At 62.8% G+C, this 22,705-nt stretch carries 20 protein-coding genes; 13 read left to right on the top strand and 7 right to left on the bottom strand.

Going from position 1 to position 22,705, the window contains the following annotated elements; all coding sequences use genetic code 11:
• Positions 1-27: 27 nt before the first annotated feature.
• Positions 28-444 carry an alpha/beta-hydrolase family protein gene (locus Q0L30_RS01235; RefSeq protein ID WP_367277752.1) on the top strand — a complete coding sequence of 139 codons (417 nt, stop codon included), beginning with the start codon at positions 28-30 and terminating at the stop codon, positions 442-444.
• 136 nt (positions 445-580) lie between these two features.
• The gene (gene yegQ, locus Q0L30_RS01230; RefSeq protein WP_296650097.1) at positions 581-1,912 is read left to right on the top strand and encodes a tRNA 5-hydroxyuridine modification protein YegQ; all 1,332 of its coding nucleotides are present in this window, start codon (positions 581-583) and stop codon (positions 1,910-1,912) included.
• A 190-nt stretch (positions 1,913-2,102) separates the two neighbouring features.
• Here the strand turns inward: yegQ and Q0L30_RS01225 are convergent, their stop codons facing one another.
• The 3 genes from Q0L30_RS01225 to Q0L30_RS01215 all read right to left on the bottom strand — a co-directional run bounded on the left by Q0L30_RS01225 (position 2,103) and on the right by Q0L30_RS01215 (position 4,374).
• Positions 2,103-2,705, bottom strand: coding sequence for a cation transporter (locus Q0L30_RS01225; RefSeq protein ID WP_296650094.1), 603 nt, complete (start codon positions 2,703-2,705; stop codon positions 2,103-2,105).
• Positions 2,706-2,796: 91 nt separating this feature from the next.
• Positions 2,797-4,092, bottom strand: coding sequence for a CDF family Co(II)/Ni(II) efflux transporter DmeF (gene dmeF, locus Q0L30_RS01220; protein ID WP_296650093.1), 1,296 nt, complete (start codon positions 4,090-4,092; stop codon positions 2,797-2,799).
• A gap of 9 nt (positions 4,093-4,101) precedes the next feature.
• Positions 4,102-4,374, bottom strand: coding sequence for a metal/formaldehyde-sensitive transcriptional repressor (locus Q0L30_RS01215; RefSeq protein ID WP_296650090.1), 273 nt, complete (start codon positions 4,372-4,374; stop codon positions 4,102-4,104).
• Positions 4,375-4,871: 497 nt separating this feature from the next.
• Here Q0L30_RS01215 and Q0L30_RS01210 point away from each other — a divergent pair, with 497 nt between their 5' ends.
• Positions 4,872-5,195 (top strand): DUF4148 domain-containing protein, encoded by a 324-nt coding sequence (locus Q0L30_RS01210; RefSeq protein WP_296650088.1) that lies wholly within the window; start codon positions 4,872-4,874, stop codon positions 5,193-5,195.
• 48 nt (positions 5,196-5,243) lie between these two features.
• Positions 5,244-5,678 (top strand): pyridoxamine 5'-phosphate oxidase family protein, encoded by a 435-nt coding sequence (locus Q0L30_RS01205; RefSeq protein WP_296650086.1) that lies wholly within the window; start codon positions 5,244-5,246, stop codon positions 5,676-5,678.
• A gap of 258 nt (positions 5,679-5,936) precedes the next feature.
• Here the strand turns inward: Q0L30_RS01205 and Q0L30_RS01200 are convergent, their stop codons facing one another.
• The 3 genes from Q0L30_RS01200 to Q0L30_RS01190 form a co-directional block, all read right to left on the bottom strand.
• Complete coding sequence (locus Q0L30_RS01200; protein ID WP_296650084.1) at positions 5,937-6,125, bottom strand: hypothetical protein; 189 nt, start codon at positions 6,123-6,125, stop codon at positions 5,937-5,939.
• Between the two features lie 402 nt (positions 6,126-6,527).
• Positions 6,528-8,390 carry a dihydroxy-acid dehydratase gene (ilvD, locus tag Q0L30_RS01195; protein WP_296650081.1) on the bottom strand — a complete coding sequence of 621 codons (1,863 nt, stop codon included), beginning with the start codon at positions 8,388-8,390 and terminating at the stop codon, positions 6,528-6,530.
• 309 nt (positions 8,391-8,699) lie between these two features.
• The gene (locus Q0L30_RS01190; protein WP_296650079.1) at positions 8,700-8,921 is read right to left on the bottom strand and encodes a hypothetical protein; all 222 of its coding nucleotides are present in this window, start codon (positions 8,919-8,921) and stop codon (positions 8,700-8,702) included.
• 265 nt (positions 8,922-9,186) lie between these two features.
• Here Q0L30_RS01190 and Q0L30_RS01185 point away from each other — a divergent pair, with 265 nt between their 5' ends.
• The 9 genes from Q0L30_RS01185 to Q0L30_RS01145 all read left to right on the top strand — a co-directional run bounded on the left by Q0L30_RS01185 (position 9,187) and on the right by Q0L30_RS01145 (position 21,296).
• On the top strand, positions 9,187-9,822 hold the full coding sequence (locus Q0L30_RS01185) for a LysE family translocator (protein WP_296650076.1): 636 nt from the start codon (positions 9,187-9,189) through the stop codon (positions 9,820-9,822).
• A gap of 84 nt (positions 9,823-9,906) precedes the next feature.
• A complete protein-coding gene (locus Q0L30_RS01180; RefSeq protein ID WP_296650074.1) occupies positions 9,907-10,977 on the top strand; it encodes a DMT family transporter in 1,071 nt (356 codons plus the stop codon).
• A 118-nt stretch (positions 10,978-11,095) separates the two neighbouring features.
• Complete coding sequence (locus Q0L30_RS01175) at positions 11,096-11,485, top strand: SRPBCC family protein (protein WP_296650071.1); 390 nt, start codon at positions 11,096-11,098, stop codon at positions 11,483-11,485.
• Between the two features lie 295 nt (positions 11,486-11,780).
• Positions 11,781-13,097: a TolC family protein gene (locus Q0L30_RS01170; protein WP_296650069.1), complete on the top strand. Its 1,317-nt coding sequence runs from the start codon at positions 11,781-11,783 to the stop codon at positions 13,095-13,097.
• A 16-nt stretch (positions 13,098-13,113) separates the two neighbouring features.
• Positions 13,114-14,589: an efflux RND transporter periplasmic adaptor subunit gene (locus Q0L30_RS01165; RefSeq protein ID WP_296650066.1), complete on the top strand. Its 1,476-nt coding sequence runs from the start codon at positions 13,114-13,116 to the stop codon at positions 14,587-14,589.
• 64 nt (positions 14,590-14,653) lie between these two features.
• On the top strand, positions 14,654-17,863 hold the full coding sequence (locus Q0L30_RS01160; protein WP_296650063.1) for a CusA/CzcA family heavy metal efflux RND transporter: 3,210 nt from the start codon (positions 14,654-14,656) through the stop codon (positions 17,861-17,863).
• A 38-nt stretch (positions 17,864-17,901) separates the two neighbouring features.
• Positions 17,902-18,582 (top strand): heavy metal response regulator transcription factor IrlR, encoded by a 681-nt coding sequence (gene irlR / locus Q0L30_RS01155; protein ID WP_296650061.1) that lies wholly within the window; start codon positions 17,902-17,904, stop codon positions 18,580-18,582.
• Positions 18,582-19,997 (top strand): heavy metal sensor histidine kinase, encoded by a 1,416-nt coding sequence (locus Q0L30_RS01150; RefSeq protein WP_296650059.1) that lies wholly within the window; start codon positions 18,582-18,584, stop codon positions 19,995-19,997. Before irlR ends, Q0L30_RS01150 begins: the two co-directional genes overlap by 1 nt.
• Before the next feature lie 390 nt (positions 19,998-20,387).
• Positions 20,388-21,296, top strand: a complete 909-nt coding sequence (locus Q0L30_RS01145; protein WP_296650057.1) for a class I SAM-dependent methyltransferase — start codon at positions 20,388-20,390, stop codon at positions 21,294-21,296.
• Here the strand turns inward: Q0L30_RS01145 and chrA are convergent.
• Positions 21,274-22,524 carry a chromate efflux transporter gene (gene chrA / locus Q0L30_RS01140; protein ID WP_296650154.1) on the bottom strand — a complete coding sequence of 417 codons (1,251 nt, stop codon included), beginning with the start codon at positions 22,522-22,524 and terminating at the stop codon, positions 21,274-21,276. The genes Q0L30_RS01145 and chrA overlap by 23 nt on opposite strands.
• Between the last annotated feature and the right edge of the window lie 181 nt (positions 22,525-22,705).

Genomic DNA, 22,705 nt, shown 5'->3' with positions numbered 1-22,705 from the left:
TAGCGCCTGAATCTGTATGGAGTGGATATGATAGGCCGTCCGCGGGTGTCGCGCGTGCCCGCGGGTGCCAATTGGTGGCGGCATGGTGAGGCCGACTCGAAGCGATCCTTCGCATTTCTCGATATGGGTATCGGGTCAACGCGTAACCGTTGCCCGACTACGCTACTACACTCGGATAGTCAGCCACCGCAATGGATGGCTCCGCCCCGCGGCTTCGACGTGCCTGCCGCCATGCATTGGTTTCCCATCGTCTCCGGCGTGCAGTCGGTGGGCGATCTGATTAACCAGCTCGAGGTGCCGCAAGGTTTCGGGCACAACGATTCGTCCGAAGAATACATCAAGGGTTGGGCCAGCGTTGTGCCTCCCGAGGGCTGGACGAACGCCGACACCAAACGACTGGCGCAGTTGATCGACAAACGCGCTGGCGACGAATCAGAGCCGTGACCGGGCTGCGGCGCCTGTAGCCGGGTCTGAGCGGATATCCGTGACGCGCTAAAAGCCACACTCCGACACGGGCCGGCGCAAGGGACGCCCAGGAAACACTGGTATCCTTGCGGGTTTTGTCCTGCAGGCATACGCCATGAAGCGCCCACAACTCCTCAGCCCCGCCGGCTCGCTACGCGCCTTGAACTACGCTCTCGCATACGGCGCCGATGCGGTGTACGCGGGCCTGCCACGCTACAGCCTGCGTGCGCGCAACAACGAGTTCCGCAACACCGACTTCCTCGGCAAGGGTATCGAAGCGTGCCGGGCCGCCGGCAAGCACTTCTACCTGACCGTCAATCTGATGCCGCATAACCGCAAGGTCGACACCTTCATCAAGGACTTGTCGGGTGCGGTAGCCCTTGGGCCGGATGCGCTGATCATGGCCGACCCCGGACTGATCATGATGGTCCGCGAAGCGTGGCCCGACATGCCAGTTCACCTTTCCGTGCAGGCCAACACCGTCAACTATGCCAGCATCCGTTTCTGGAATTCGATCGGCGTATCGCGGGTGATCCTGTCGCGCGAACTCTCGCTTGACGAGATCGAGGAGATCCGCCAACGCTGCCCCGATACCGAACTCGAAGTCTTTGTGCACGGCGCGTTGTGCATGGCGTATTCCGGCCGCTGTCTGCTCTCCGGCTATTTCAATCACCGCGATTCGAATCAGGGCACCTGCACCAACGCGTGTCGCTGGAGCTATCGCATGACCGAATCCACCCTCACGCCTGAAGGCGAACACGTGCCGCGCCACGCGGCAGCGGATCGCGTGTACCTGCTGGAAGAAGAAGAAAACCGCAGCGGCGAATGGATGGAGCTGTCCGAAGACGAGCACGGCACGTATCTAATGAATTCGCGTGACCTGCGCGCGATTGAGCATGTGCAGCGACTGGTCGATATCGGCGTCGATTGCCTGAAAATCGAAGGCCGCACCAAGTCGCACTACTATGTCGCGCGTACCGCACAGCTCTACACGCGCGCCATCGACGACGCGATCTCCGGCCGCCCGTTCGACGCGGGGCTCATCGGCCGCCTCGACGGCCTCGCCAATCGCGGTTACACCGACGGCTTCCTGCAGCGGCATCACTCCGAGGAATATCAGAACTACCTGAGCGGCGCCTCGGGCAACGCGCGTCAGCAGTTCGTCGGCGAATGGCTGGCTTATGACGCAGCGACCGGGCTCACGACGCTCGACGTGAAAAATCGCTTTACCGTTGGCGACGCGCTGGAGATCGTGACGCCGGATAGCACGCGCGACCTGACCTTGACTCGCATGGAAAACATCGAGGGACAAGCTTGCGACGTCGCGCCAGGCAGCGGCCACACGGTCCGCGTCGACATCGGCGAAACCGGGCCGATGACGCTTGTGGCCCGATACACGGCCGATGACCACGACGAGCAAAACACGTCTGCCAACATCGCTGCGTAGCAACGACGCGGCATAGCGCTGCGAGCGGGCACATTTGCGTCCGCTCGCAGCGCGATCAAAATCTCCACTCGCCTCAGTCCGGATTAACACGGAAAGTGAAAACCGTGCGGGGATCATTCCCAACACGATCCTCACCCTGTTCAGCAGATCGAGAGACCGGCCATGACGTCTGAGTCGTCAAGGTCCGCGTTCAGATCGTAGCGCCCGCTTCATTTGCCTCTCGCAGGATCTCGACCGCCTCTCTCAGCACATAGAGCCCGATGACAAACCCTGCCAGCAGATCGACCGCACGAAAGCCTGTCGCCAGCACGATGCCGCCCGACAAGAACACCGCGATGTTGGCGAGGACATCGGCACGCGTGCAGATATAACTCGCGCGCATATGAACCTCACCGCGCCGGTACTTTGCCAGTTGCACGAGGACGTAAAGATTGACCGCGAACGATACAACCGAATAGGCCAGCATCACCATACCGATCGGCTCACTGCCCGCGTACCAGCGCCGGATCACCTCGGCTATCATGCCCGCCCCCAGTAGCACCAGGATGCCGCCGGTCCATCTGGCGGCATTCCGCTTGAACGACATCCCACGTGAGAATGCCATCAGCGCCAGCGCATAGGCAGCCGCGTCGGTCAACATGTCCAGCGCGTCGGACAGAATTCCCATCGATTGCGCACGCCATCCCGCCACGATACCGATCACGAACATCGCCAGATTCAGAACCAGCGCAATCTTGATCGTCTTCCGTTGGGCGGCCGTATTGGACGAAATCCGAGAACACTCACAGCTCATTCCCACTCCCCGGTTACCGTTTATCTGAATGTCGAATGCACTGAAACACTGCGCACCACGCTTCCATGAAATGCAGTTTGACTGCCATCGCTCACGTGGCCGGGCGGGCCGGATTGACTTCGACCGTCAAATGCGACAGCCCCTTGAACCGCTTGAGCACCGCATGATAGAAACCTGGGCTACGCTGCGCTTCTCGTGTGACAACTGAAACCACCGCACTCATGTGCCCCGGCCCGACGCGCCAGACGTGGAGATCGAGCACGGTGTCGCCGTTGTCTTCGATGGCATGACGGACGTTCTCGGCCATGCGCTTGTCCAGATTCATGTCGAGCAAAATGCCGCCCGTATCGCGCATCAAGCCCCACGACCAGTTTGCAATCACCAGGGCGCCGATTACGCCCGCAAGCGGGTCCATCCAGACCCAGCCAAACGCACGCGCCAGCAGCAAGCCGATGATCGCGAGCACGGAAACCGCCGCGTCGGCAATGACGTGAATGTAGGCCGAGCGGATGTTGTGGTCACGATTTGCGGCCGCCTGTGCATCGTCGTGATCGTGCTCGTGCTCCTCGAACGCAATCCGATGCTCACCATCAGGCAACCGGACAATGGCCCTGAATGCATGCGGCTCGGGAATGTCGTCCGTCGACTCCAGATAGCCACCGTGATCGGCGAATGCGAAGGTCTGCCGCGTGCCATCGGGGCGAATCGTCGTAACTGAAACAGCATCGGCGTTCAGCTTCGCAGAAGCCGTTTCGGGCGTAATGCGGAAAACAGGCGGTACACCGTCTTCGAATACCGACAAAGCAATCACGCCCGTACTGCCGGAGATGCGATGGACTTCGTCTTCGTGACCGTGTTCGTCTTCGTGGCTGTGACCATGGCCGTGTCCGTGGCTGTGACCATGACCATGACTGTGGCCATGGTGGTCGTCGCTGAGCAGCCAGACACTCGCAAGATTGACCAGCAATCCAAGCACGGCGATAGGAATCGCCTGACCGAAGTGGATAGGCACGGGTGAGAGAAAGCGCGACACGGCTTCGTATCCGATCAGCAGCGCAATCATGGCGAGCACGATGGCGCTGGTAAAGCCTGCGAGGTCGCCCAGCTTGCCGGTGCCGAATACGAAGCGGTTGTCGGTCGCATGCTTGCGCGCGTAGGTGTACGCCAAAGCGGCAATCAGCATCGCGCCGGCATGTGTCGACATATGCAGACCATCGGCGACGAGCGCCAGCGAGCCAAAAAGACTGCCGCCGACAATTTCAGCCACCATCATCGCGCTGCACAGGGCAATCACCATCCAGGTCCTGCGCTCGTTGTCTTCATGGCCCGCACCCAGGAAGATATGGTCGTGCCCCGCTCCGAAAGCGGAATTTTCAAAGCTGCTCATGGTTTCCTCTTACTTGAAGTAGCTGCGGACTACCTCAATCAGTTGCTCGGTGCCGCTGCCGTGCCCGTCGTCCGGCTCTGCGTCGACGAGATGCGTTCGGATGTGATCTTCAAGCACCACGGCAAGCAGGCCGTTCATCGCGCCTCGCGTACTGGTAATGAGTTGGAGCACATCCATGCAGCCGCGCTCTTCTTCGAGTGCGCGCTCAATGGCCTCGACCTGCCCCTTAATGCGGCGAACCCGGTTGAGCAACTTCTGTTTGTCGCGAATCGTATGGCTCACGGCCCCTCCTGAATACGGTAGGGGGCTATATTACGCCGGATAGGGTACCGGGGTATAGGTATCAATTGAACGGAGTCTATTTATAACGTTGCCGGTGCAACTTTTGGGTCAGACGAGCGCAGCCTGCCAGGCAGCGTGCGCTCGAACCGAATGACTGCTCGTCAGGCCCGAGGAGATCTTTGGACGTCTACGCTGCAGGGTTCGCGAGCGGCTCAAAGTGAACCGACGCTGGTCTTGCCGCAGCGTTAATCGTGCGCCGCGCGTCCAGACGATTGGGGCGGCAAAAACCGCCCCTTCCGCGACGCACGACAACCGATGTGCGGACTTCTCTTTTTGACGTACGCCGGTCATTCAAGGCGCTGGCGCCTGGCTTTCTTCTCTTTGTACAGTGCGCCTCTTCCGGTGACTGGCCTCAGGCAAAATAGAAGCGGAAGTCACGCGTGACCGGCGGCATCGCGCCGCTTGCGTTACGCTAATCAGACGCGTGGAGATGCATTATGGAAAACCTCCCGAAAAATTGCTCGACGCTTACTGCGTTGGTACTGCTGCTGACCGGTTGTGCCGTCGGCACCGCGCCACAAGGCTGGCAACAAAGCGGGCCACATCTGACCCCAACGGAGTGCCGTGATCTGGCCGCGCTTAGAAGCAACGCGCCTCCGACGATGGCGGAACACCAGAGCGAACTTGTGGCCCTGAGGAAAGCGGGCTACAACCCGTCACCATGGAACGACGACCCATACTATCCAGACGATCTGCAGGCGGCGCAGCGCCTGGTCAATTATTGGTTCGATACGGAGTGCCAGCAGTTTCTACCGCGGTGAGAAACCCGGGATCCACTACGGAATCTTTTTTCAGAAAGGATCTGAAAAATGAATCAGGATATTGTCGCCAAAGCAGCAGAAATAATTAATGCGAAAACGGGCTATATTGGCGGCGGCATGGCGGGATACGCTGCTCTTGCACTCATCGATGAAGATGGCTATCCCACGGCCTCCACATTGACCATCGCAAAAGCAGACGGCATCAAATGGCTTACGTTTGCCACTTCACTTGATAGAGATTCAGCGCAGCGAATTAAAAACTGCAATCGTGCCAGCGTGTGTGTCAACACCAGCGAGTACAACATAACGCTTGTGGGCACGGCTGAAATATTGACCGATCCCGAAACCAAAAATGATATGTGGTTTCCGGTCATGGGAAGCGAATGGAGCGGCCCCGATGATCCGGCGTATTGTGTTATCCGCTTTACTACAAAACGCTATAGCCTTTTTGTTGGATACGAAGAAGTAAAAGGCACTTTATAGTGGGCTGATTCTTGGGGTTCGGCGAAAAAAACAAGGCTGGACCAGAACGTCGCGTGACCGAAACTGGCCGCACCGCACTTCTCGATCGAGCACAAAGATCGTCGCAGGCTTGCCCTACGCCGAATTACCTTGATTCGCATTGGATGCAGCAATCCTGCGTTGAAACGACGGCCGTGGTGCTTGGGCGTCGTCGCTTTAACGCAAGCGCCAGCAAAAATGCTGGCGCCCTCTTTTAGCGAGCGTCCAGCGAACTCAGCGTTAGTGCCGGGTAACGACGATGGCCACAATTTCGTATCCGGGATCGGCGTGCGCGTGCGCGACTTTTTCCGCCTCTTCATACGAGAGAAAGCACTTGGCATCTTCGGTCGCCGGCGCCATGCCGATGTCTCCATCCTCTGCGGCGCAGAGGAACTGGTCACCGGTTTTCACGACGTAAACGGTCGTCATGTTTTCCTCCATGGTTGACCGGGAGACTTTAAGTCTAGCAGGCCTGAACGGTTGCAGACGGCTCGCTCTGACTCGATTTTCCGGGCGTCATTCGACGATTCCGCTTACCCGTGGTTACGGTTTCTTCACACGCCGTCAAGCGTGAGAGTGCGGCCCAAGTCTGCAACGAACCGAATCCTGCCGTTGCCGATTTGATTCATCGCCCCACTCATCCAGCTGCAATATGCATTGCAATTCGAATTATCTGGAACCAGAAAAGCCGCTCATCAATCGCCATCAATACGATGCGGTGCAAATGATTTCGGCATCGCCCAAACGGCGACGGGACCGATATGCGCTACTCGCATATCGGTCCCGTCGTCCGTTATCGCCTGATGGCTGTCGACCGTACAGCGCGGCCCTTTACTTGCGCTTCAGCTGCGAGAGATCCCGCACGGCGCCGCGGTCAGCCGAAGTGGCCAGCGCCGCGTATGCCTGCAGCGCAACCGAGACCACGCGCTCGCGATTCTCCGGCTGCCACGCACGCGCGCCGCGCGCTTCCATGGCGGCGCGGCGGCGCGCCAGTTCCTCGTCGGAGACGTCGAGGTGGATCTTGCGGTTAGGGATGTCGATGTGAATGGCGTCGCCATCGTTGACGAGCGCCACCGTGCCGCCCTCCGCCGCTTCCGGCGAGGCATGGCCGATCACGAGACCCGAGGATCCGCCCGAGAAGCGGCCATCGGTGAAGAGCGCGCAGCTCTTGCCGAGGTCCTTGGACTTCAGGTACGAGGTCGGATACAGCATCTCCTGCATGCCCGGACCGCCCTTGGGCCCTTCGTAGCGGATGATGACCACGTCGCCCGGCTGCACCTGGTCGCCGAGGATGCCTTCGACAGCATCGTCCTGGCTCTCATACACGCGAGCGCGGCCGGAGAACACCCACTGCGACTCGTCCACGCCCGCGGTCTTGACGATGCAGCCCTTCTCGGCGAGGTTGCCGTACAGCACGGCCAGGCCGCCGTCTTTCGAGTACGCGTGTTCCTTGCTGCGGATGCAGCCGCTCTCGCGGTCGAGATCCAGCGAATTGAAGGTGGCTTCCTGGCTGAAGGCGACCTGGGTTGCGACGCCGCCCGGCGCAGCGCGATAGAACTTGTGCGCAGCCTCGTCGGTGCTTCCGTTCACGTCCCAGCGCGCGATCGCAGCGCCCAGCGTGCCGCTGTGCACGTTGCCGCAACCCGGGTCGATCAGGTCGGCGCGCAGCAGCTCGCCGAGAATGCCGAGGATGCCGCCCGCGCGGTGCACGTCTTCGATGTGGTACTTGTCGGTCGCGGGCGCGGCCTTGCACAGGCAAGGCACCTTGCGCGAGATGCGGTCGATGTCGGTCATCGTGAAGTCGACGCCCGCCTCCTGCGCCGCCGCCAGCAGGTGCAGCACCGTGTTGGTGGAGCCGCCCATGGCCACGTCCAGCGCCATGGCGTTCTCGAAGGCGCGCTTGGTCGCGATGCTGCGCGGCAGCACCGACGCGTCGTCTTCCTGGTAGTAGCGGCGGCACAGGTCGACGATCAGGCGGCCGGCCTGCTCGAACAAACCGCGGCGCCAGGCGTGCGTCGCAACGATGGTGCCGTTGCCCGGCAGGGCAAGGCCGATCGCTTCTGTCAGGCAGTTCATCGAATTGGCGGTGAACATGCCGGAGCAGGAACCGCACGTCGGGCAGGCGTTGCGCTCGGCTTCCTCGGCCTCGGCGTCGCTCACCTTGGGATCGGCCGCCTTGATCATCGCGTCGATCAGGTCGATCTTGGCGATCACCTGGCCGTCGGCCGGCGACTTGATCTTGCCAGCCTCCATCGGGCCGCCGGAGACGAACACCACGGGGATGTTCAGGCGCATCGCGGCCATCAGCATGCCGGGGGTGATCTTGTCGCAGTTCGAGATGCAGACCATGGCATCGGCGCAGTGCGCGTTGACCATGTACTCGACCGAGTCGGCGATCAGCTCGCGCGACGGCAGCGAATACAGCATGCCGCCGTGACCCATGGCGATGCCGTCGTCCACCGCGATGGTGTTGAATTCCTTGGCCACACCGCCGGCGGCCTCGATCTCGCGCGCCACCAGCGCGCCGAGGTCGCGCAGGTGAACGTGGCCCGGCACGAACTGGGTAAAGGAGTTGACCACGGCGATGATCGGCTTGCCGAAGTCGCCGTCCTTCATGCCGGTGGCGCGCCACAGGGCGCGCGCGCCAGCCATGTTCCGGCCATGAGTCGAAGTTCGCGATCGATAGTCAGGCATGTGTGTCCTCGAATATTGTGGTTATCAGGGTTCGGCGTTGTGTCCGGGCCTGCCCGTGCGCCGTTTCAGGCGGCGGCGGGCCGGCAAACAAGGAATGTTGCGAGAGGGCCGGTAAGACGTCCAATATATTTTTTCGCGTCGATCAGGTCGAAAAAAGTATCAATAGCGCACGAATCAGGCGAGGACGCAGCGGGTCGGACTACTGCATACGCCGGGCTCCCAAAAAAGGAAAAAGCCGCGGTCGTAAAACCGCGGCTTTCGATCTCTGGCGTTCGGCGCGCGAGCCGCAGCGCCGTCCAACTCGAACCGTTACGCCTGCGAATCGGAACTGTCGGCTTGCTGAGCGTTCTCGTCGTCCTTCTTCTCTTCCTCTTTCTTTTCAACCACCTCTTCCAGCTTGCCCGCGCCCTCGAAACCCGCGACGGCTGCGGCAGCCTTCGTCAGGAAGCCTGCGTCCGGGTCCAGCTTTTCCGTCGCTTCGACTGCGGCCACTGCACCTACAACCTCGCCTACCTTGTCCAGAATGCCCATACGATCCTCCAGTTGTCAGCTTCCATCGCCGTCGAAAGGCGCCTGCGCGCCCGTTGCGCGCATACCGCCAGCCACCCGCCGCGCGCCTTCGCACACGCACGTATCGTTTTATTCTGGTCGAGCGGATCCTGCGTATCAATCTCAATCGCCCGAAGTTGACAATATTTAACGATTGAAACGTTTCGAAATTGTTGCGGCGCACCAGCGGGCAAAGCACCGGCGCTGGCATAATCTCCGTCCCGCCCCACTTCTGTCCGCCGTCGTCATGAGTCTGCATACCTGGTGGCTCTTTCTCGCCACCGTCTTCGTGATTTCCGCCATCCCCGGCCCCAACATGCTGCTCATCATGTCGCACGGCGCGCAATACGGCCTGCGCCGCACCAGCGCCAGCATGGCCGGGTGCCTCTCCGCGCTCGTGCTGATGCTCTCGGTGTCCGCAGCCGGACTCGGTGTGTTCCTGAAAGCCTGGCCCGCCATGTTCGACGCCCTTCGCCTGATCGGCGCGGCCTATCTTGTCTACCTCGGCGTCAAGGCCTGGATTGCGCCCGTGCACGACGACGGCGCCCACGAAGCCGAGTCGCCTGTCGCGGCGGTTGCGCGGCGCCCCGGCGCGCTCTTTCGCAACGGCTTCCTCGTGGCGAGCAGCAATCCGAAGGCGATCCTGTTCGCCGCCGCGCTGCTGCCGCAATTCATCGACGCAAGCCGGCCCACGTTGCCGCAGTTCGGCATCCTTGTCACGACGTTCGCGGTCGTCGAGGTGAGCTGGTATCTCGTCTACGGCGGTTGCGGCACGCGCATCGGCGCCGCGCTCAAGAATCGCCGCGTCGCGAAGGCCTTCAATCGCCTGACCGGCGGCGTATTCGTGGGTTTCGGCGCAATGATGGCGCTGATTCGGCAGTAAGCGCCACGCCGCCGGGGCACCGTGGCGCCACACGGGCCTCTCGCGCGTAAAATCGCGCACATCGACCGCTGCTTCGTCCCGACCATGAAGTCCCATCAGAACGCCATCGTCACGGCCCTGCTCGCCGCGACCCTGTTCGGCGTAACCACGCCGCTCGCGAAAGCCCTGCTCGGCGCTCTGCCGCCGTTCATGGTTGCGGGGCTTTTCTATCTGGGCAGCGGTCTCGGCCTCGCTATCACGATCGCCGTGCGGCATGGGCGCGGCAAGGCAAGCGAGCCGCACGCCGGTAGTCTCCTGAAGGTCGCCGAATTGCCCTGGCTGCTCGGCGCGATTGCAGCGGGCGGCATTGCTGGACCGGCGCTGCTGATGCTCGGCCTGAGCACCGCGCCCGCCGCCGCCAGTTCGCTGCTGCTCAATCTCGAAGGCGTCTTTACGGCGTTGATCGCGTGGCTCTGTTTCCGTGAGAACGTCGACACGCAGATCTTCCTCGGCATGGCGGCCATCGTCGCCGGGGGCGTCCTGCTTTCGTTTTCCGCCTCTCACACGGGCATAACACCTGGCGAGCCGGGCGAACTGCTCGTGGCCGGAGCGTGCCTGTGCTGGGCCATCGACAACAATCTCACCCGCAAGGTCTCCACCAACGACGCGATGGTCGTCGCATGCCTGAAGGGACTCGTCGCAGGTCCCGTGAATCTCGCCATCGCGTTCGCGCTCGGCGCGCACTGGCCCGATGCGGGCCGGATGGCCAGCGCCATGGCCGTGGGCTTCGCGGGCTATGGAATAAGTCTGGTGCTCTTCGTCGTCGCGCTGCGCCATCTCGGCACGGCGCGCACGGGCGCTTATTTTTCGGTCGCGCCGCTGTTCGGCGTGGCGCTTTCGCTCACGCTGTGGCCCGAGCGTCCCGCGGCAACCTTCTGGCTCGCGGCTGCACTCATGGCGCTCGGCGTGTGGCTGCACGTGCGCGAGCGCCACGAGCACGAGCACACGCACGAGCCGCTCGATCACACGCACCGGCACCGCCACGACGAGCACCACCAGCACGAACACGACTTCGACTGGGACGGCACCGAGCCGCATACCCATGCGCATCATCACGCGCCCGTGACGCACAGTCACCGGCATTTCCCGGACGTGCACCACCGCCATTCGCACTGAGGCGCGTCGAGCGAAGCGAGCGCACGCCAGGTGCAGTTTTTCCCAGGATTGCCGCGTCGGGCGCGAGCACAATGCGGCCAGGTCCGTTCGGCGCACGCCGTGAAAAGGAGAGACCGCGATGACTTCGCTCTTTCGGGAACTCGAACTGGAAACCGATGCAGCCCACGCGTGGCGCGCGCTGCGCGATCCGGGCAACGCTGCCCACGCGTTCGCGGGCGTGCTGACGAACTGCACGTTCGACGGCGATACACGCACCGTCACGTTTGCTAACGGCGCGGTGATTCAGGAGCGCATCGTCACGATCGACGAAACGCGCATGCGGATCGCTTACGCGGTTTTGAGCGACCAGTTCGAACATCACCACGCGTCGATGCAGATCGTTCCGGACGGGCCAGGTCACTGCCGCTTCCTGTGGCAGAGCGATTTCCTGCCCGAAGCGCGGCGCGAGATGGTCGAGCCGCTCGTGGATGCGGGATGCGCCGCATTTGCGCGCAATGTAGCGCTTTGAACGGTCGTTTGCGCTACGGGGTCTGTTGTCCGGCAGCTTGACGCGGCCAGCCTGGGCCTGCACGGCGACTGTGCTCGGCATGCGTCGGATAGTTCGCCAGGATATCGATCAGATAATTTGCAATCCTGCGTTTCTTGCTCAAGAGCGATACAGGCGCACGCAATCAAAGTTGTGAATATCTAAACATCACTCCGTCTCGCCGCGGCACATGACAGAAATCTCATCTGGCCGTCATGTTCGCACTCCGCCGCAGCCTTAGGATCGCTCGCAACATTCACGATCCTTGTCTTCCAGCATGCCCACACGCTTGTTGATCACGCTGCTGCTGACTACCGCCGTTGCCACGGTCAGCGCGCAGCCAGTGGTTCCATCCAGCAGTAACGTCCCCGAGTCCCCCACCGCTCAAGCCACGGACATAGACAGTCCGTCGTCCGATGCCCTGTCGCTCAACGACATCCTCGGCCTCGCCGCGCAGGCAAACCCCGTCCTGCGCGGCGCACGGGCTGACGCCGATGCGTCGGCAGGCACCTTGATGCAGGCGGGCACGCGCCCCAATCCGGAACTGTCGTTCCTGCAGGAAGGCTTCGGCGGAACGGAGCGCACGTCAACGGCGCTCGTCAATCAGGCCATCGAACTGGGCGGCAAGCGTCGCGCGAGGCTCGATGTTGCGTCGTACGGCCGCGAGGCAGCGCTCGCAACACTCGAAGATCGCGATGCCGCGCTTCGCTCTCAGGTCACGGCAGCCTTTTATGAACTGCTCGCTGCGCAGCGTCAGCTTCAGGTTGCCGAAGACGCCGCCGCCATCGCCGCCCGATCCGCAGACATCGCGGAAAAACGCACGCGTGCCGGAAAGGTGTCGCCGGTCGAGGCAACGAAAGCGCACGTTGCATCCGTCGGCGCCCAAATCGAACGGGAGAACGCAAAGATCCGCGTCGATAGCGCTGTGGAGAAGCTGCAGAACGTCACCGGCGGCGATGCACTGCGCGGGCGCACGGTTGCGGGCGATCTGGAGCGCGTGCCTGAGGTGGAACCGCTGAGCGCGCTCGTCGCGCGCCTGAACGAATCGCCGCTCTCACGCGCGGCGAAAGCCGAAATGCTTCGCGCCAACGCGGCGATATCGGTCGAGCGTGCGAAGCGCATCCCCGACGTCACGGTCAGCGCCGGAATGAAACGCGTCATCGCGGGCAGCGTGCGCGATAACCAGGCGGTGGTCGGCATCTCCATACCGTTGCCCCTCTTCGACACGAACAAGGGCGCGATTCTCGAAGCCTCACACAAGGCGCAGAGCGCGTCGGCTGCGATGGACGCGGAAAACGCCGCCCTTCGGATGGCGCTCGTGCATGCCTACGCGAGCTTCGAAAGCTCGGCCCGGGAGGTGCAGCGTCTGAAGACCGATGTGCTGCCCGCAGCACGAAGTGCATTCGACGCCATGTCGCGCGGTTACGAGCTCGGCAAATTCAGCTTCCTCGACGTGCTCGACGCGCAGCGCACGCTGTTCGAGCAACAGTCGCGCTACGTGCAGTCCCTGACCGCCGTTCACCTTGCCTACGCAGAGCTGGGCCGCCTCGTGGGTACGCCGATGCCGGGCGTTGTCGCCCGCGTAATCAAATAATCTGGAAGGAAATCCTATGCCACGCAAAAAGATCGTGGTCGCCGCCACGGCCGTTGCCATCGGGGCAAGCGCCGCGCTCGCGGTCTACGCGCTCACGCGCGACCATTCCCATGGCGAGACATCCGCGATAACGGCAGGCCACGGCCACGACGCAGCAGAAGATGCCGGCCCGCACGGCGGGACGCTTCTGCACGCCGACGATCTCACGCTCGAGGTCGTATTCACGGAGAAGCCCGATGATGCCCGCCTCGTTGTCTATCCGGGCCACAAGGGCAAACCCCTCGCTGCGGGCGCGCAGCTTTCCGGCACGCTGACCCGCATCGACGGCACAACGGAAAACCTGCGGTTCGCCGCCTCCGCCGATGGCTACACATCGGTCCGGCCGATCGCGGAGCCCCATGTCTTCGATGCTTCGATCAGCGTCGCGTCGCAAGGCAAGACGACCAGCTTTGCCTGGTCGCGCAGCGATGGCGTCGTCTCCCTCACGCCGGAGCAGATCCAGACCGCCGGGATCACGCTGGCCGAAGCCGGACCCGCACAGATCGAATCGACGGTGCAGGTGCCAGGCGAGATCCGCTTCAACGAAGACCGCACCGCGCACGTTGTGCCGCGAGTCGCGGGGATCGTCGAACGGGTCGCTGTTTCCGCGGGAGAGCGCGTCGAAAAGGGACAACTGCTCGCGGTCATTGCGAGTACCGACCTCGCCGACCGCAGGAGCGAACTGCTCACCGCCGAGCGCCGGCTCGCCACCGCACGCACCGCTTACGAGCGCGAAAAGACGCTGTGGCAGGAGCGCATTTCCGCCGAACAGGATTATCTGCAAGCACAGATGCAACTGAGCGAAGCGGAGATTGCCGCGCAGAACGCACGCCAGAAACTGCTCGCGTTGAATGCTCCGGTCAATGGCGGGCCGCTCAACCGCTACGAACTGCGCGCGCCGTTCGCAGGAACGATCGTGGAAAAGCACGCCACGTCCGGCGAGGCCGTTGCGGCCGACGCGAACATCTTTGTGTTGTCGGACCTTTCGACGGTGTGGGCCGAAATGGCGGTGCCTGCGCAGCATCTCGACGACGTGCGAGTGGGACGCGAAGCGACGGTGAATGCCGCGGCCTTCGAATCCAGCGCGGCGGGCCGCATCGCCTACGTCGGCGCACTACTCGGCGAGCAGACGCGCTCGGCGCCTGCGCGCGTGGTGCTGACCAACCCGCAAGGCGTGTGGCGGCCCGGCATGTTCGTCAACGTCACGGTCAAGGCGGGCCAGCAATCGGTGCCGATTGCCGTGAGCAGCGACGCGATCCAGGAAATCGACGGCTCGCCCTCGGTGTTCGTGCAGACGAAAAAGGGCTTTGTCGCCCAGGCGGTCAGCACCGGGCGCAGCGACGAACGCGTCGTCGAGGTGACGAGCGGCGTGAAGCCCGGACAGCAGTACGCGGCGTCCAACAGCTTCTTGCTGAAAGCGGAGCTCGGCAAAGGGGATGTCGACGAACACTGATATTGCATGCGATTCACAGGTGGCCAGCAACTGGCCGCTTCGACACAGTTCATAGGAACGTTCCATGTTTGAACGACTGATCCGCTTCGCGATTGCCCATCGCTGGCTCGTCATGCTCGCCGTCGCGGCAATCGCGGCGCTGGGTGTGTTCAGCTACCAGAAGCTGCCCATCGACGCTGTGCCGGACATCACGAATGTCCAGGTGCAGATCAATACGTCCGCGCCCGGCTATTCGCCGCTCGAAGCGGAACAGCGCATCACGTACCCGATCGAGACGGCCATGGCCGGCCTTCCCGATCTCGACGAAACCCGCTCCATCTCCCGGTATGGTCTGTCCCAGGTCACGGTGATCTTCAAGGAGGGCACGGACATCTACTTCGCCCGCCAGCTCGTGAACGAGCGGATTCAGGAGGCGAAGGAGAAACTGCCCGACGGCATCGCTCCCGCGATGGGACCGACCTCGACCGGCCTCGGCGAGATCTACCTCTGGACCGTCGAAGCCGATACGTCGGCGCGTAAAGCCGACGGGACGCCATACACGTCCGCGGACCTGCGCGAGTTGCAGGACTGGGTGATCAAGCCGCAGTTGCGCAAGGTGCCCGGCGTCACCGAAGTCAATTCCATCGGCGGTTACGTGAAGGAATTCCGTATCGCACCCAATCCGACCCGGCTCATGTCGTACGGCCTGACGCTCGCGGAGGTTGTGCGCGCAATCGAACGGAACAACGACAACGTGGGCGCGGGCTACATCGAAAAGCGCGGCGAGCAGTACCTGGTGCGCGTGCCGGGTCAGGTGGGATCGGTCGACGATATCGCCAACATCGTCCTGACGAACGTGGGCGGCGTTCCGGTGCGCGTGAAGGATATCGCTCAGGTCGATATCGGCAAGGAATTGCGCACGGGCGCGGCGACATCCAACGGCGAGGAAGTGGTGCTCGGCACCGTCTTCATGCTGATGGGCGAAAACAGCCGCACGGTCTCGAAAGCGGTGGCGCTCAAGATGGAGGACGTGAACCGTTCGCTGCCGCCGGGCGTGAAGGCCGTGCCGGTGTACGACCGTACCGTGCTGGTCGAAAAGGCGGTCGACACCGTCAAGAAGAACCTGCTCGAAGGCGCGGTGCTGGTCATCGTCATCCTGTTCCTCTTCCTCGGCAACATGCGCGCGGCGTTGATCACGGCGCTCGTGATTCCGCTCTCGATGCTCATGACGTTTACCGGGATGGTGAACGCGAAAGTCAGCGCCAACCTCATGAGTCTTGGCGCGCTCGATTTCGGGATCATCGTCGATGGCGCGGTGGTGATCGTCGAGAACTGTGTACGACGGCTCGCGCATGCGCAGACACTGGCCGGGCGGCCCTTGACCCGTGAAGAGCGTTTTGCCGAAGTTTTCGGCGCATCGCGGGAGGCGCGCCGCGCGCTGATCTTCGGTCAGTTGATCATCATGGTCGTGTATCTGCCGATCTTCGCGCTGACCGGCGTGGAAGGAAAGATGTTCCACCCGATGGCGGTCACGGTCGTCATGGCGCTGGTCTCCGCCATGGTCCTGACGGTCACGTTCATTCCGGCTGCGGTCGCGCTGTTTATCGGCAATCGCGTGGAGGAGAAGGAAAACCGCCTGATGAGCTGGGCGCGACGCGCCTACGAGCCCATCCTCGCGCGCGGCCTGGCCCGGCCTAAGCGGGTACTGGCTGGCGCGGCGCTGATCGTCGGCTTGACGCTTGCGCTCGCAACGAGACTCGGCAGCGAGTTCATTCCGAGCCTCAACGAAGGGGATCTGGCGGTCGCGGCGCTGCGCATTCCGGGCACGAGCCTCTCGCAGTCCGTGGAGATGCAGAAAACGATCGAGCGCACGCTCAAGGCGCGCGTCCCCGAGATCGAGCGCGTGTTCGCGCGAACGGGCACGGCCGAGATCGCAGCCGACCCGATGCCGCCGAATCTCTCCGACGCGTACGTCATGCTTAAACCCACGGATACGTGGCCGGATCCGAAGAAGCCGCGCGAGCAACTGATCACGGAAATCGAGGCCGTGCTCGAGTCGATCCCAGGCAACGCCTACGAGTTCTCGCAGCCCATCCAGTTGCGCTTCAACGAACTGATCTCGGGCGTTCGTAGCGACGTCGCCGTGAAGATCTTCGGCGACGACATGGACGTGCTCAACAACACCGGCGAGAAGATTGCCGCGGCGCTGCAAAAGGTGCCGGGCGCCTCGGAAGTGAAGGTCGAGCAGACAACCGGCCTGCCCGTACTGACGATCGAACTCGACCGGGAGAAGCTGGCCAGATACGGCGTGGCGGTCACGGACGTCCAGGACACGGTCGCCGCCGCCGTGGGCGGACAGAAGGCGGGAACGCTCTTCCAGGGCGACCGGCGATTCGACATCGTCGTGCGGTTGCCGGAGGAACTGCGCTCGGACGTCGAGGCGATCAGGCGTATTCCGATCGCATTGCCGGTCACCGCGCCCGCGGGCACGAGCGGCCCGCTGGTGCAGGCGCCCTATGTACCGCTGGCCGAGCTCGCAACGGTTCAGGTGAGGCCCGGTCCGAACCAGATCAGCCGTGAAGACGGCAAACGCCGCGTGGTGGTCAGCGCGAACGCCCGGGACCGCGATGTCGGGTCGTTCGTCGCCGCTGCCCGCGAACAGATTGCACGCGACGTGCAGATTCCGGCTGGATACTGGGTATCGTGGGGCGGCCAGTTCGAACAACTGCAAAGCGCAAGCGAACGCCTGAAAGTGGTCGTGCCGCTCGCACTCTTCATGGTGTTCGTCCTCCTTTTCGTCATGTTCAACAATGTGAAGGACGGCCTGCTTGTGTTCACGGGTATTCCGTTCGCATTGAGCGGCGGCATTGTGTCGTTGTGGATGCGCGGCATTCCGCTGTCCATTACCGCAGCAGTCGGGTTCATCGCCCTTTCCGGAGTCGCGGTGCTCAATGGTCTGGTGATGATTTCGTTCATCCGCAACCTGCGCGAGGAAGGGATCAGCCTCGATGCTGCGGTTCGCGAGGGCGCACTGACCCGCCTGCGACCCGTGCTGATGACGGCGCTGGTCGCGTCACTCGGCTTCCTGCCGATGGCGTTCGCGACGGGAACCGGTTCCGAAGTGCAACGCCCGCTCGCAACAGTCGTGATTGGTGGCATCCTCTCGTCCACGGCGCTCACATTGCTGGTGCTCCCCGTGCTGTACCGCGTGTGCCACTCCGTTTCGCTGCGTGGCGCATTCGGCGCCCGCGTGGCGCGGGGCCTTCGGGGCATACGTGAAGAAACGCCGCGCTAGATGCGATGCAGGCGAGATCGATTTCAAGGTAATCAGTAATGCGAATACTGCTGGTGGAAGACGAGCAAAAAACCGGCTCCTATCTCCGGAAGGGATTGACCGAGGCGGGCTATATCGTCGACTGGGTCGAGGACGGCATCTCGGGACAGCACCAGGCCGAGACGGAACACTACGATCTGCTGATCCTCGATGTGATGCTTCCCGGGCAGGACGGCTGGACGCTGCTGCGCAATCTCCGGCGCAGCAGATCCACGCCGGTGCTTTTTCTGACCGCGCGGGACGATGTCGGCGACCGCGTGAAGGGACTGGAACTCGGTGCGGACGACTACCTCGCGAAGCCATTCGATTTCGCCGAGTTGACCGCGCGGGTGAAGTCGATCCTGCGCCGCGGCCACCCGCGCGATACGAACACGCTGCGTGTGTCGGATCTCGAACTCGACCTGACCCGCCGCAAGGCGACGCGTCAGGGCGACACCATTCTCCTGACCGCGAAGGAATTCGCCTTGCTGTGGCTGCTCATGCGGCGCGAGGGCGAGATCCTGCCCCGGGCCACGATCGCTTCCCAGGTGTGGGACATGAATTTCAGCAGCGACACCAATGTCGTCGATTCCGCGATCCGGCGCCTGCGCTCGAAAGTGGACGATGCCTACGAGCCCAAGCTGATCCACACCGTGCGCGGCATGGGTTACGTGCTCGAACAGCGGGCCGGCGCTGCCTGATGCTCTCGCGATTTCTCCCGAAGACGCTGCGCGCGAGGCTGACGGTTCTCATCGTCATCCCGACTTCCGTCGTGCTCGCGCTAAGCGGAATTGCGCTCTATGAAGCGTTGCGAAGCCGGATCGATGCGACCGCATCGGAACAGATGGAAAGCACGATGGCCGCGCTCAAGGCGCATCTTTCCGATGCGCAGTCGACGGACGAGGTGGCACGCCATGCCGAGGTGTGGATCGATCAGTTGCATGGTCACGAAACCATGGAGATGGCGATCTTCGATATGGCGGGCAACCGGTTACTCAGCACGAGCGGATTTCCGTTATATCCCGAGGCACGGTCGTCGAAGGCCGGCCAGCCGACCGCGCTCGCGCCGCGACAGTCCGGAATCCGCTATCTCGTTGCCGTCACCCGCCTCGGAACGGATAACTTCGTGCGTGTGGTTATCCAGTACGACGGCGCGAGCGATGCCGCATTGTTACGCGCCCATGCGTGGACAATCGTGTTGATCGAGGTCCTCGGCGTGGTGCTCACGGCGGGCCTCGCCTACGGCATTGCCATGGTGGGGCTCAGCCCGCTTCGCCGCCTCGTCGCGCGTGCCGAGGCACTGTCCTCAAGCCGCCTCGCACAGCCGTTGCCCGAACTCGATACATCGGGCGAACTCAAGGAACTCGAACATGCTTTTAACGGCATGCAACAGCGACTGCACGAGTCCTTCACGCGTCTGAGCCAGTTCTCCTCGAATCTTGCGCACGACATGCGCACGCCGCTGACGAACCTGCAAGCCGCCGCCCAGGTGGCGCTGTCCGCACCGCGCACGTCCGATGAGTACCGGGAGGTGATCGAGTCGAGCATCGACGAATACCAGCGTCTGTCGAGGATGGTCGACGACATGCTGTTTCTTGCAAGAGCGGAAGACGCGAGCGCGCTGGGCGCAATCAAGACCATCGATGCGGCCGCGCAGGCACAGCGCGTCGCGGGCTTTTACGAGTCGGTGGCCGAAGACGCTGGCGTCACCATCGAAGTTCGCGGGCAAGCCGAACTCGATGCCGACCTGCTGCTGTTCCAGCGCGCACTGAGCAACCTGCTGTCGAACGCACTCGCCCACGCGCCGCACGGCTCGACGGTGCTCGTCGATTGCCGCGAGGACAACGAAGCCGCGACAATCTCCGTAACGGACTCGGGAGCGGGCATCCACGCCGCGCATCTCGAACGGATCTTCGAGCGCTTCTACCGGGTCGATCCGTCCCGCCATAACTCCGCTTCGGGCACGGGGCTGGGGCTCGCCATCGTCAAATCGATCATGGACAGTCACGGCGGGCGTTGTGGCGTCGACAGCCAGCCCGGTGTCCGCACAACCTTCTGGCTGCGCTTTCCACGGGTGCAGCACGCACAGCGCCGCGAGACGGCCGCTGCTGGATAGGGACAGTCGAGACAGTCGGGACAGTCGTCAGACGCGCGCCGGCCGCGTTGCCGAGCCGCATCGGGAATGCGCGTACGGACAGATCGACTCACAGGTTCACGGCGTGTGTCACTCGGCGGGAAACGCCGGGCTTGACAGTTAGTTGCATTAGATTCGCCAACTGCGCTTTTCAGTACGACGGCCGAATTGGCTCTCGCATCCGCCCGCGTAACGCCAACAGGCGTTTGCAACGACTTCGCTTTGACAAACGACAACAAACATTGCGGGGTTGGGGCGACCGGCTTCAGGCGACGCGCATTGCGGCAGCGGCCTTAAGGTTTCCATCAGGATTTCGCTATAAGATCGCGCACCGCGCCCGCGCGCATCCTGATCGACCTGACACCGCCGAACGTGAACGATACGACAACCGACATCTGGTCCGAGTGGCTGCTCCACCATCGTCATGGTGGCGATGCGTCTTACGAGCGGCATATACGCACCGAGACGACGAAGTACGCCGATCGTGTGCTGGACTTCGTCCGCCTGAGTCCGCGGATGAAGCTGGCCGACATCGGAACCGGCGATGGTCTCGTCGCATTTCGCGCAATCGAGCGTGCGGGCGACGCCTTGCAGGTGATCATGACCGATGTCTCCGCGCCGTTGCTGCAACACACGAGCGAGCTGGCAGATACGCTCGGTGTTCGTGGCCAGTGCGAATTCATTCAAGGTTCGGCAGACAGGCTCGACGGCATCGCCGACGAATCCGTCGACGCCGTGACGATGCGCGCCGTGCTCGCATATGTCGCCGATAAACCGGCAGCAATGCGCGAACTATTCCGGATTCTTAAACCGGGCGGCCGCTTCTCGATTGCGGAACCGATCTTGCGCGACGACGCGCTCGAAGTCTGCGCATTGAAGACGATAGTGGAAACGCGCGGGCAAAACGCAGACGACCCGTTTCTTGCCCTGCTGCTTCGCTGTCGCGCCGCGCAGTTTCCCGATACGCAGGAAAAGGTCCGGGCGCTGCCCATCACGAATTACGGCGAGCGCGATCTGGTTCGTTACGCCATCGATACCGGATTCACGGACATCCACCTGGAACTGCACATCAATGTCGCCACCGACGATGCGCCGTCGTGGCAGACGTATCTGCGCACGTCGCCGCATCCGTTGGCGCCTTCCTTCGAGTCGATATTCGACACGCGATTTACGGCCGAAGAGCGGCAGTTCATGGAAGCACGGTTGCGGCCACTAGTCGAAAGCGGCCGGCAATTCAACGCCCAGCGCATTGCGTACCTCACGGCGCAAAAGCCGTTGTGACAAACGCCGTGCCAATGGCCGCCGCGATACAAAGCACAACGACGATCAGCGGCGGCAGGCGCCAGCGGACCAGAAGGAAAAATGCGCTCGCCGCAATCGCGAAGTCGACCGGCGACCAGACGGCACTGACCCAGACAGGCACATACAGCGCGTGAGCGAGCAAGCCGACAACGGCCGCGTTGACGCCTGCGAGCGCCGCGGCGGCGGACGGTCGGGCGCGCAAGGTCTGCCAGCACGGCACGGCGGCAATGACGAGCAGCAGGCCAGGCAGGAAAATGCCCGCGGTGGCCAGTAGCGCTCCGCTCCAGTGATTCGGCGGCGTGGCCATGATCCAGCCAAGAAAGGCCGCGAAGGTGAAGAGCGGGCCGGGGACCGCCTGCGCCGCGCCATATCCGGCAAGAAAATCGTTCGACGATACCCAGCCGGTTGCGACCGTTTGTTGCTGGAGCAACGGCAGAACGACATGACCGCCCCCGAAAACGAACGCGCCCGACCGGTAAAACGCCTCGAACAGGCGGACGTACTGCGCGCCACCGCTTTCGTGCAGCAATGGCAAACCCAGCAATAGCGCAACAAACAGCGTCAACGCTGCAATGGCTGCGTGGCGGGTCACAGCAAACACGGGAATGCCGTAGGAAGCCGCGGGCGTGACGTCGTTCGCCTGCGTGCGGCAGAGCGCAAGGCCAAGCACGGCGCCCGCCGCAATGACGGCGAGCTGCGCATACACACTGGTGAGCAGGCTGAGCAACACAAGGGCGATCAGTGCAATCGCGACGCGGCGACGGTCGGCGCACAAACGGCGCCCCATGTCCCAGACGGCCTGCGCCACGACGGCGACCGCGACGAGCTTCAATCCATGGACGAGTGCAACACCCGTTGGCCCCGCAACGTTCGGCGCCGCGATCGCGAAGGCGATCATCAGAAGCATCGACGGCAGCGTGAATCCGCACCAGGCGGCAAGGCCGCCGGCCCATCCGGCCCGGAGCAAACCGATCGCAAAGCCTGTCTGACTGCTGGCCGGCCCGGGCAAAAACTGGCAGAGCGCGACGAGATCGGTGAACGCCTCCTCGTCCATCCAGCGACGCCGTTCGACGAATTCACGTCGAAAGTAGCCGATGTGGGCAATCGGGCCGCCAAAGCTCGTCAACCCGAGCCGCAAGAACGCCAGAAACACTTCCAGCGTGCGCTCGACACACGACGACTGCCGCCATGACGTCTGCTCCCCCATTCGTTGTCCCCTGTTCATGGCATCTTCGGCTCGACGCCAACGCTCTTCGCCGTGGCCGCATAATGACCGGAACGAGCGCTGGCGAATCCGATCCGGTGTGCTTGACGAAAATAAACGAAGCGACCGGATCGCGGCACAAAAACGCACGGCTCAAATGCGCGTACCTGCACGCTGACCACTC

The sequence above is a fragment of the Paraburkholderia sp. genome, from assembly GCF_024281035.1.
In the GTDB taxonomy this organism is placed as follows: Bacteria; Pseudomonadota; Gammaproteobacteria; order Burkholderiales; family Burkholderiaceae; genus Paraburkholderia.
The sequence above is the reverse complement of the archived record's forward strand: the minus strand, read 5'-3'. Positions and strand labels throughout refer to the sequence as shown.

Bases quoted from the DNA above. Each gene is read 5' to 3' on its own strand.
- Q0L30_RS01235 (WP_367277752.1), top strand. From the start codon at position 28: ATGATAGGCCGTCCGCGGGTGTCGCGCGTGCCCGCGGGTGCCAATTGG.
- yegQ (WP_296650097.1), top strand. From the start codon at position 581: ATGAAGCGCCCACAACTCCTCAGCCCCGCCGGCTCGCTACGCGCCTTG.
- Q0L30_RS01225 (WP_296650094.1), bottom strand. From the start codon at position 2,705: ATGAGCTGTGAGTGTTCTCGGATTTCGTCCAATACGGCCGCCCAACGG.
- dmeF (WP_296650093.1), bottom strand. From the start codon at position 4,092: ATGAGCAGCTTTGAAAATTCCGCTTTCGGAGCGGGGCACGACCATATC.
- Q0L30_RS01210 (WP_296650088.1), top strand. From the start codon at position 4,872: ATGGAAAACCTCCCGAAAAATTGCTCGACGCTTACTGCGTTGGTACTG.
- Q0L30_RS01205 (WP_296650086.1), top strand. From the start codon at position 5,244: ATGAATCAGGATATTGTCGCCAAAGCAGCAGAAATAATTAATGCGAAA.
- Q0L30_RS01200 (WP_296650084.1), bottom strand. From the start codon at position 6,125: ATGACGACCGTTTACGTCGTGAAAACCGGTGACCAGTTCCTCTGCGCC.
- ilvD (WP_296650081.1), bottom strand. From the start codon at position 8,390: ATGCCTGACTATCGATCGCGAACTTCGACTCATGGCCGGAACATGGCT.
- Q0L30_RS01190 (WP_296650079.1), bottom strand. From the start codon at position 8,921: ATGGGCATTCTGGACAAGGTAGGCGAGGTTGTAGGTGCAGTGGCCGCA.
- Q0L30_RS01185 (WP_296650076.1), top strand. From the start codon at position 9,187: ATGAGTCTGCATACCTGGTGGCTCTTTCTCGCCACCGTCTTCGTGATT.
- Q0L30_RS01180 (WP_296650074.1), top strand. From the start codon at position 9,907: ATGAAGTCCCATCAGAACGCCATCGTCACGGCCCTGCTCGCCGCGACC.
- Q0L30_RS01175 (WP_296650071.1), top strand. From the start codon at position 11,096: ATGACTTCGCTCTTTCGGGAACTCGAACTGGAAACCGATGCAGCCCAC.
- Q0L30_RS01170 (WP_296650069.1), top strand. From the start codon at position 11,781: ATGCCCACACGCTTGTTGATCACGCTGCTGCTGACTACCGCCGTTGCC.
- Q0L30_RS01165 (WP_296650066.1), top strand. From the start codon at position 13,114: ATGCCACGCAAAAAGATCGTGGTCGCCGCCACGGCCGTTGCCATCGGG.
- Q0L30_RS01160 (WP_296650063.1), top strand. From the start codon at position 14,654: ATGTTTGAACGACTGATCCGCTTCGCGATTGCCCATCGCTGGCTCGTC.
- irlR (WP_296650061.1), top strand. From the start codon at position 17,902: ATGCGAATACTGCTGGTGGAAGACGAGCAAAAAACCGGCTCCTATCTC.
- Q0L30_RS01150 (WP_296650059.1), top strand. From the start codon at position 18,582: ATGCTCTCGCGATTTCTCCCGAAGACGCTGCGCGCGAGGCTGACGGTT.
- chrA (WP_296650154.1), bottom strand. From the start codon at position 22,524: ATGGGGGAGCAGACGTCATGGCGGCAGTCGTCGTGTGTCGAGCGCACG.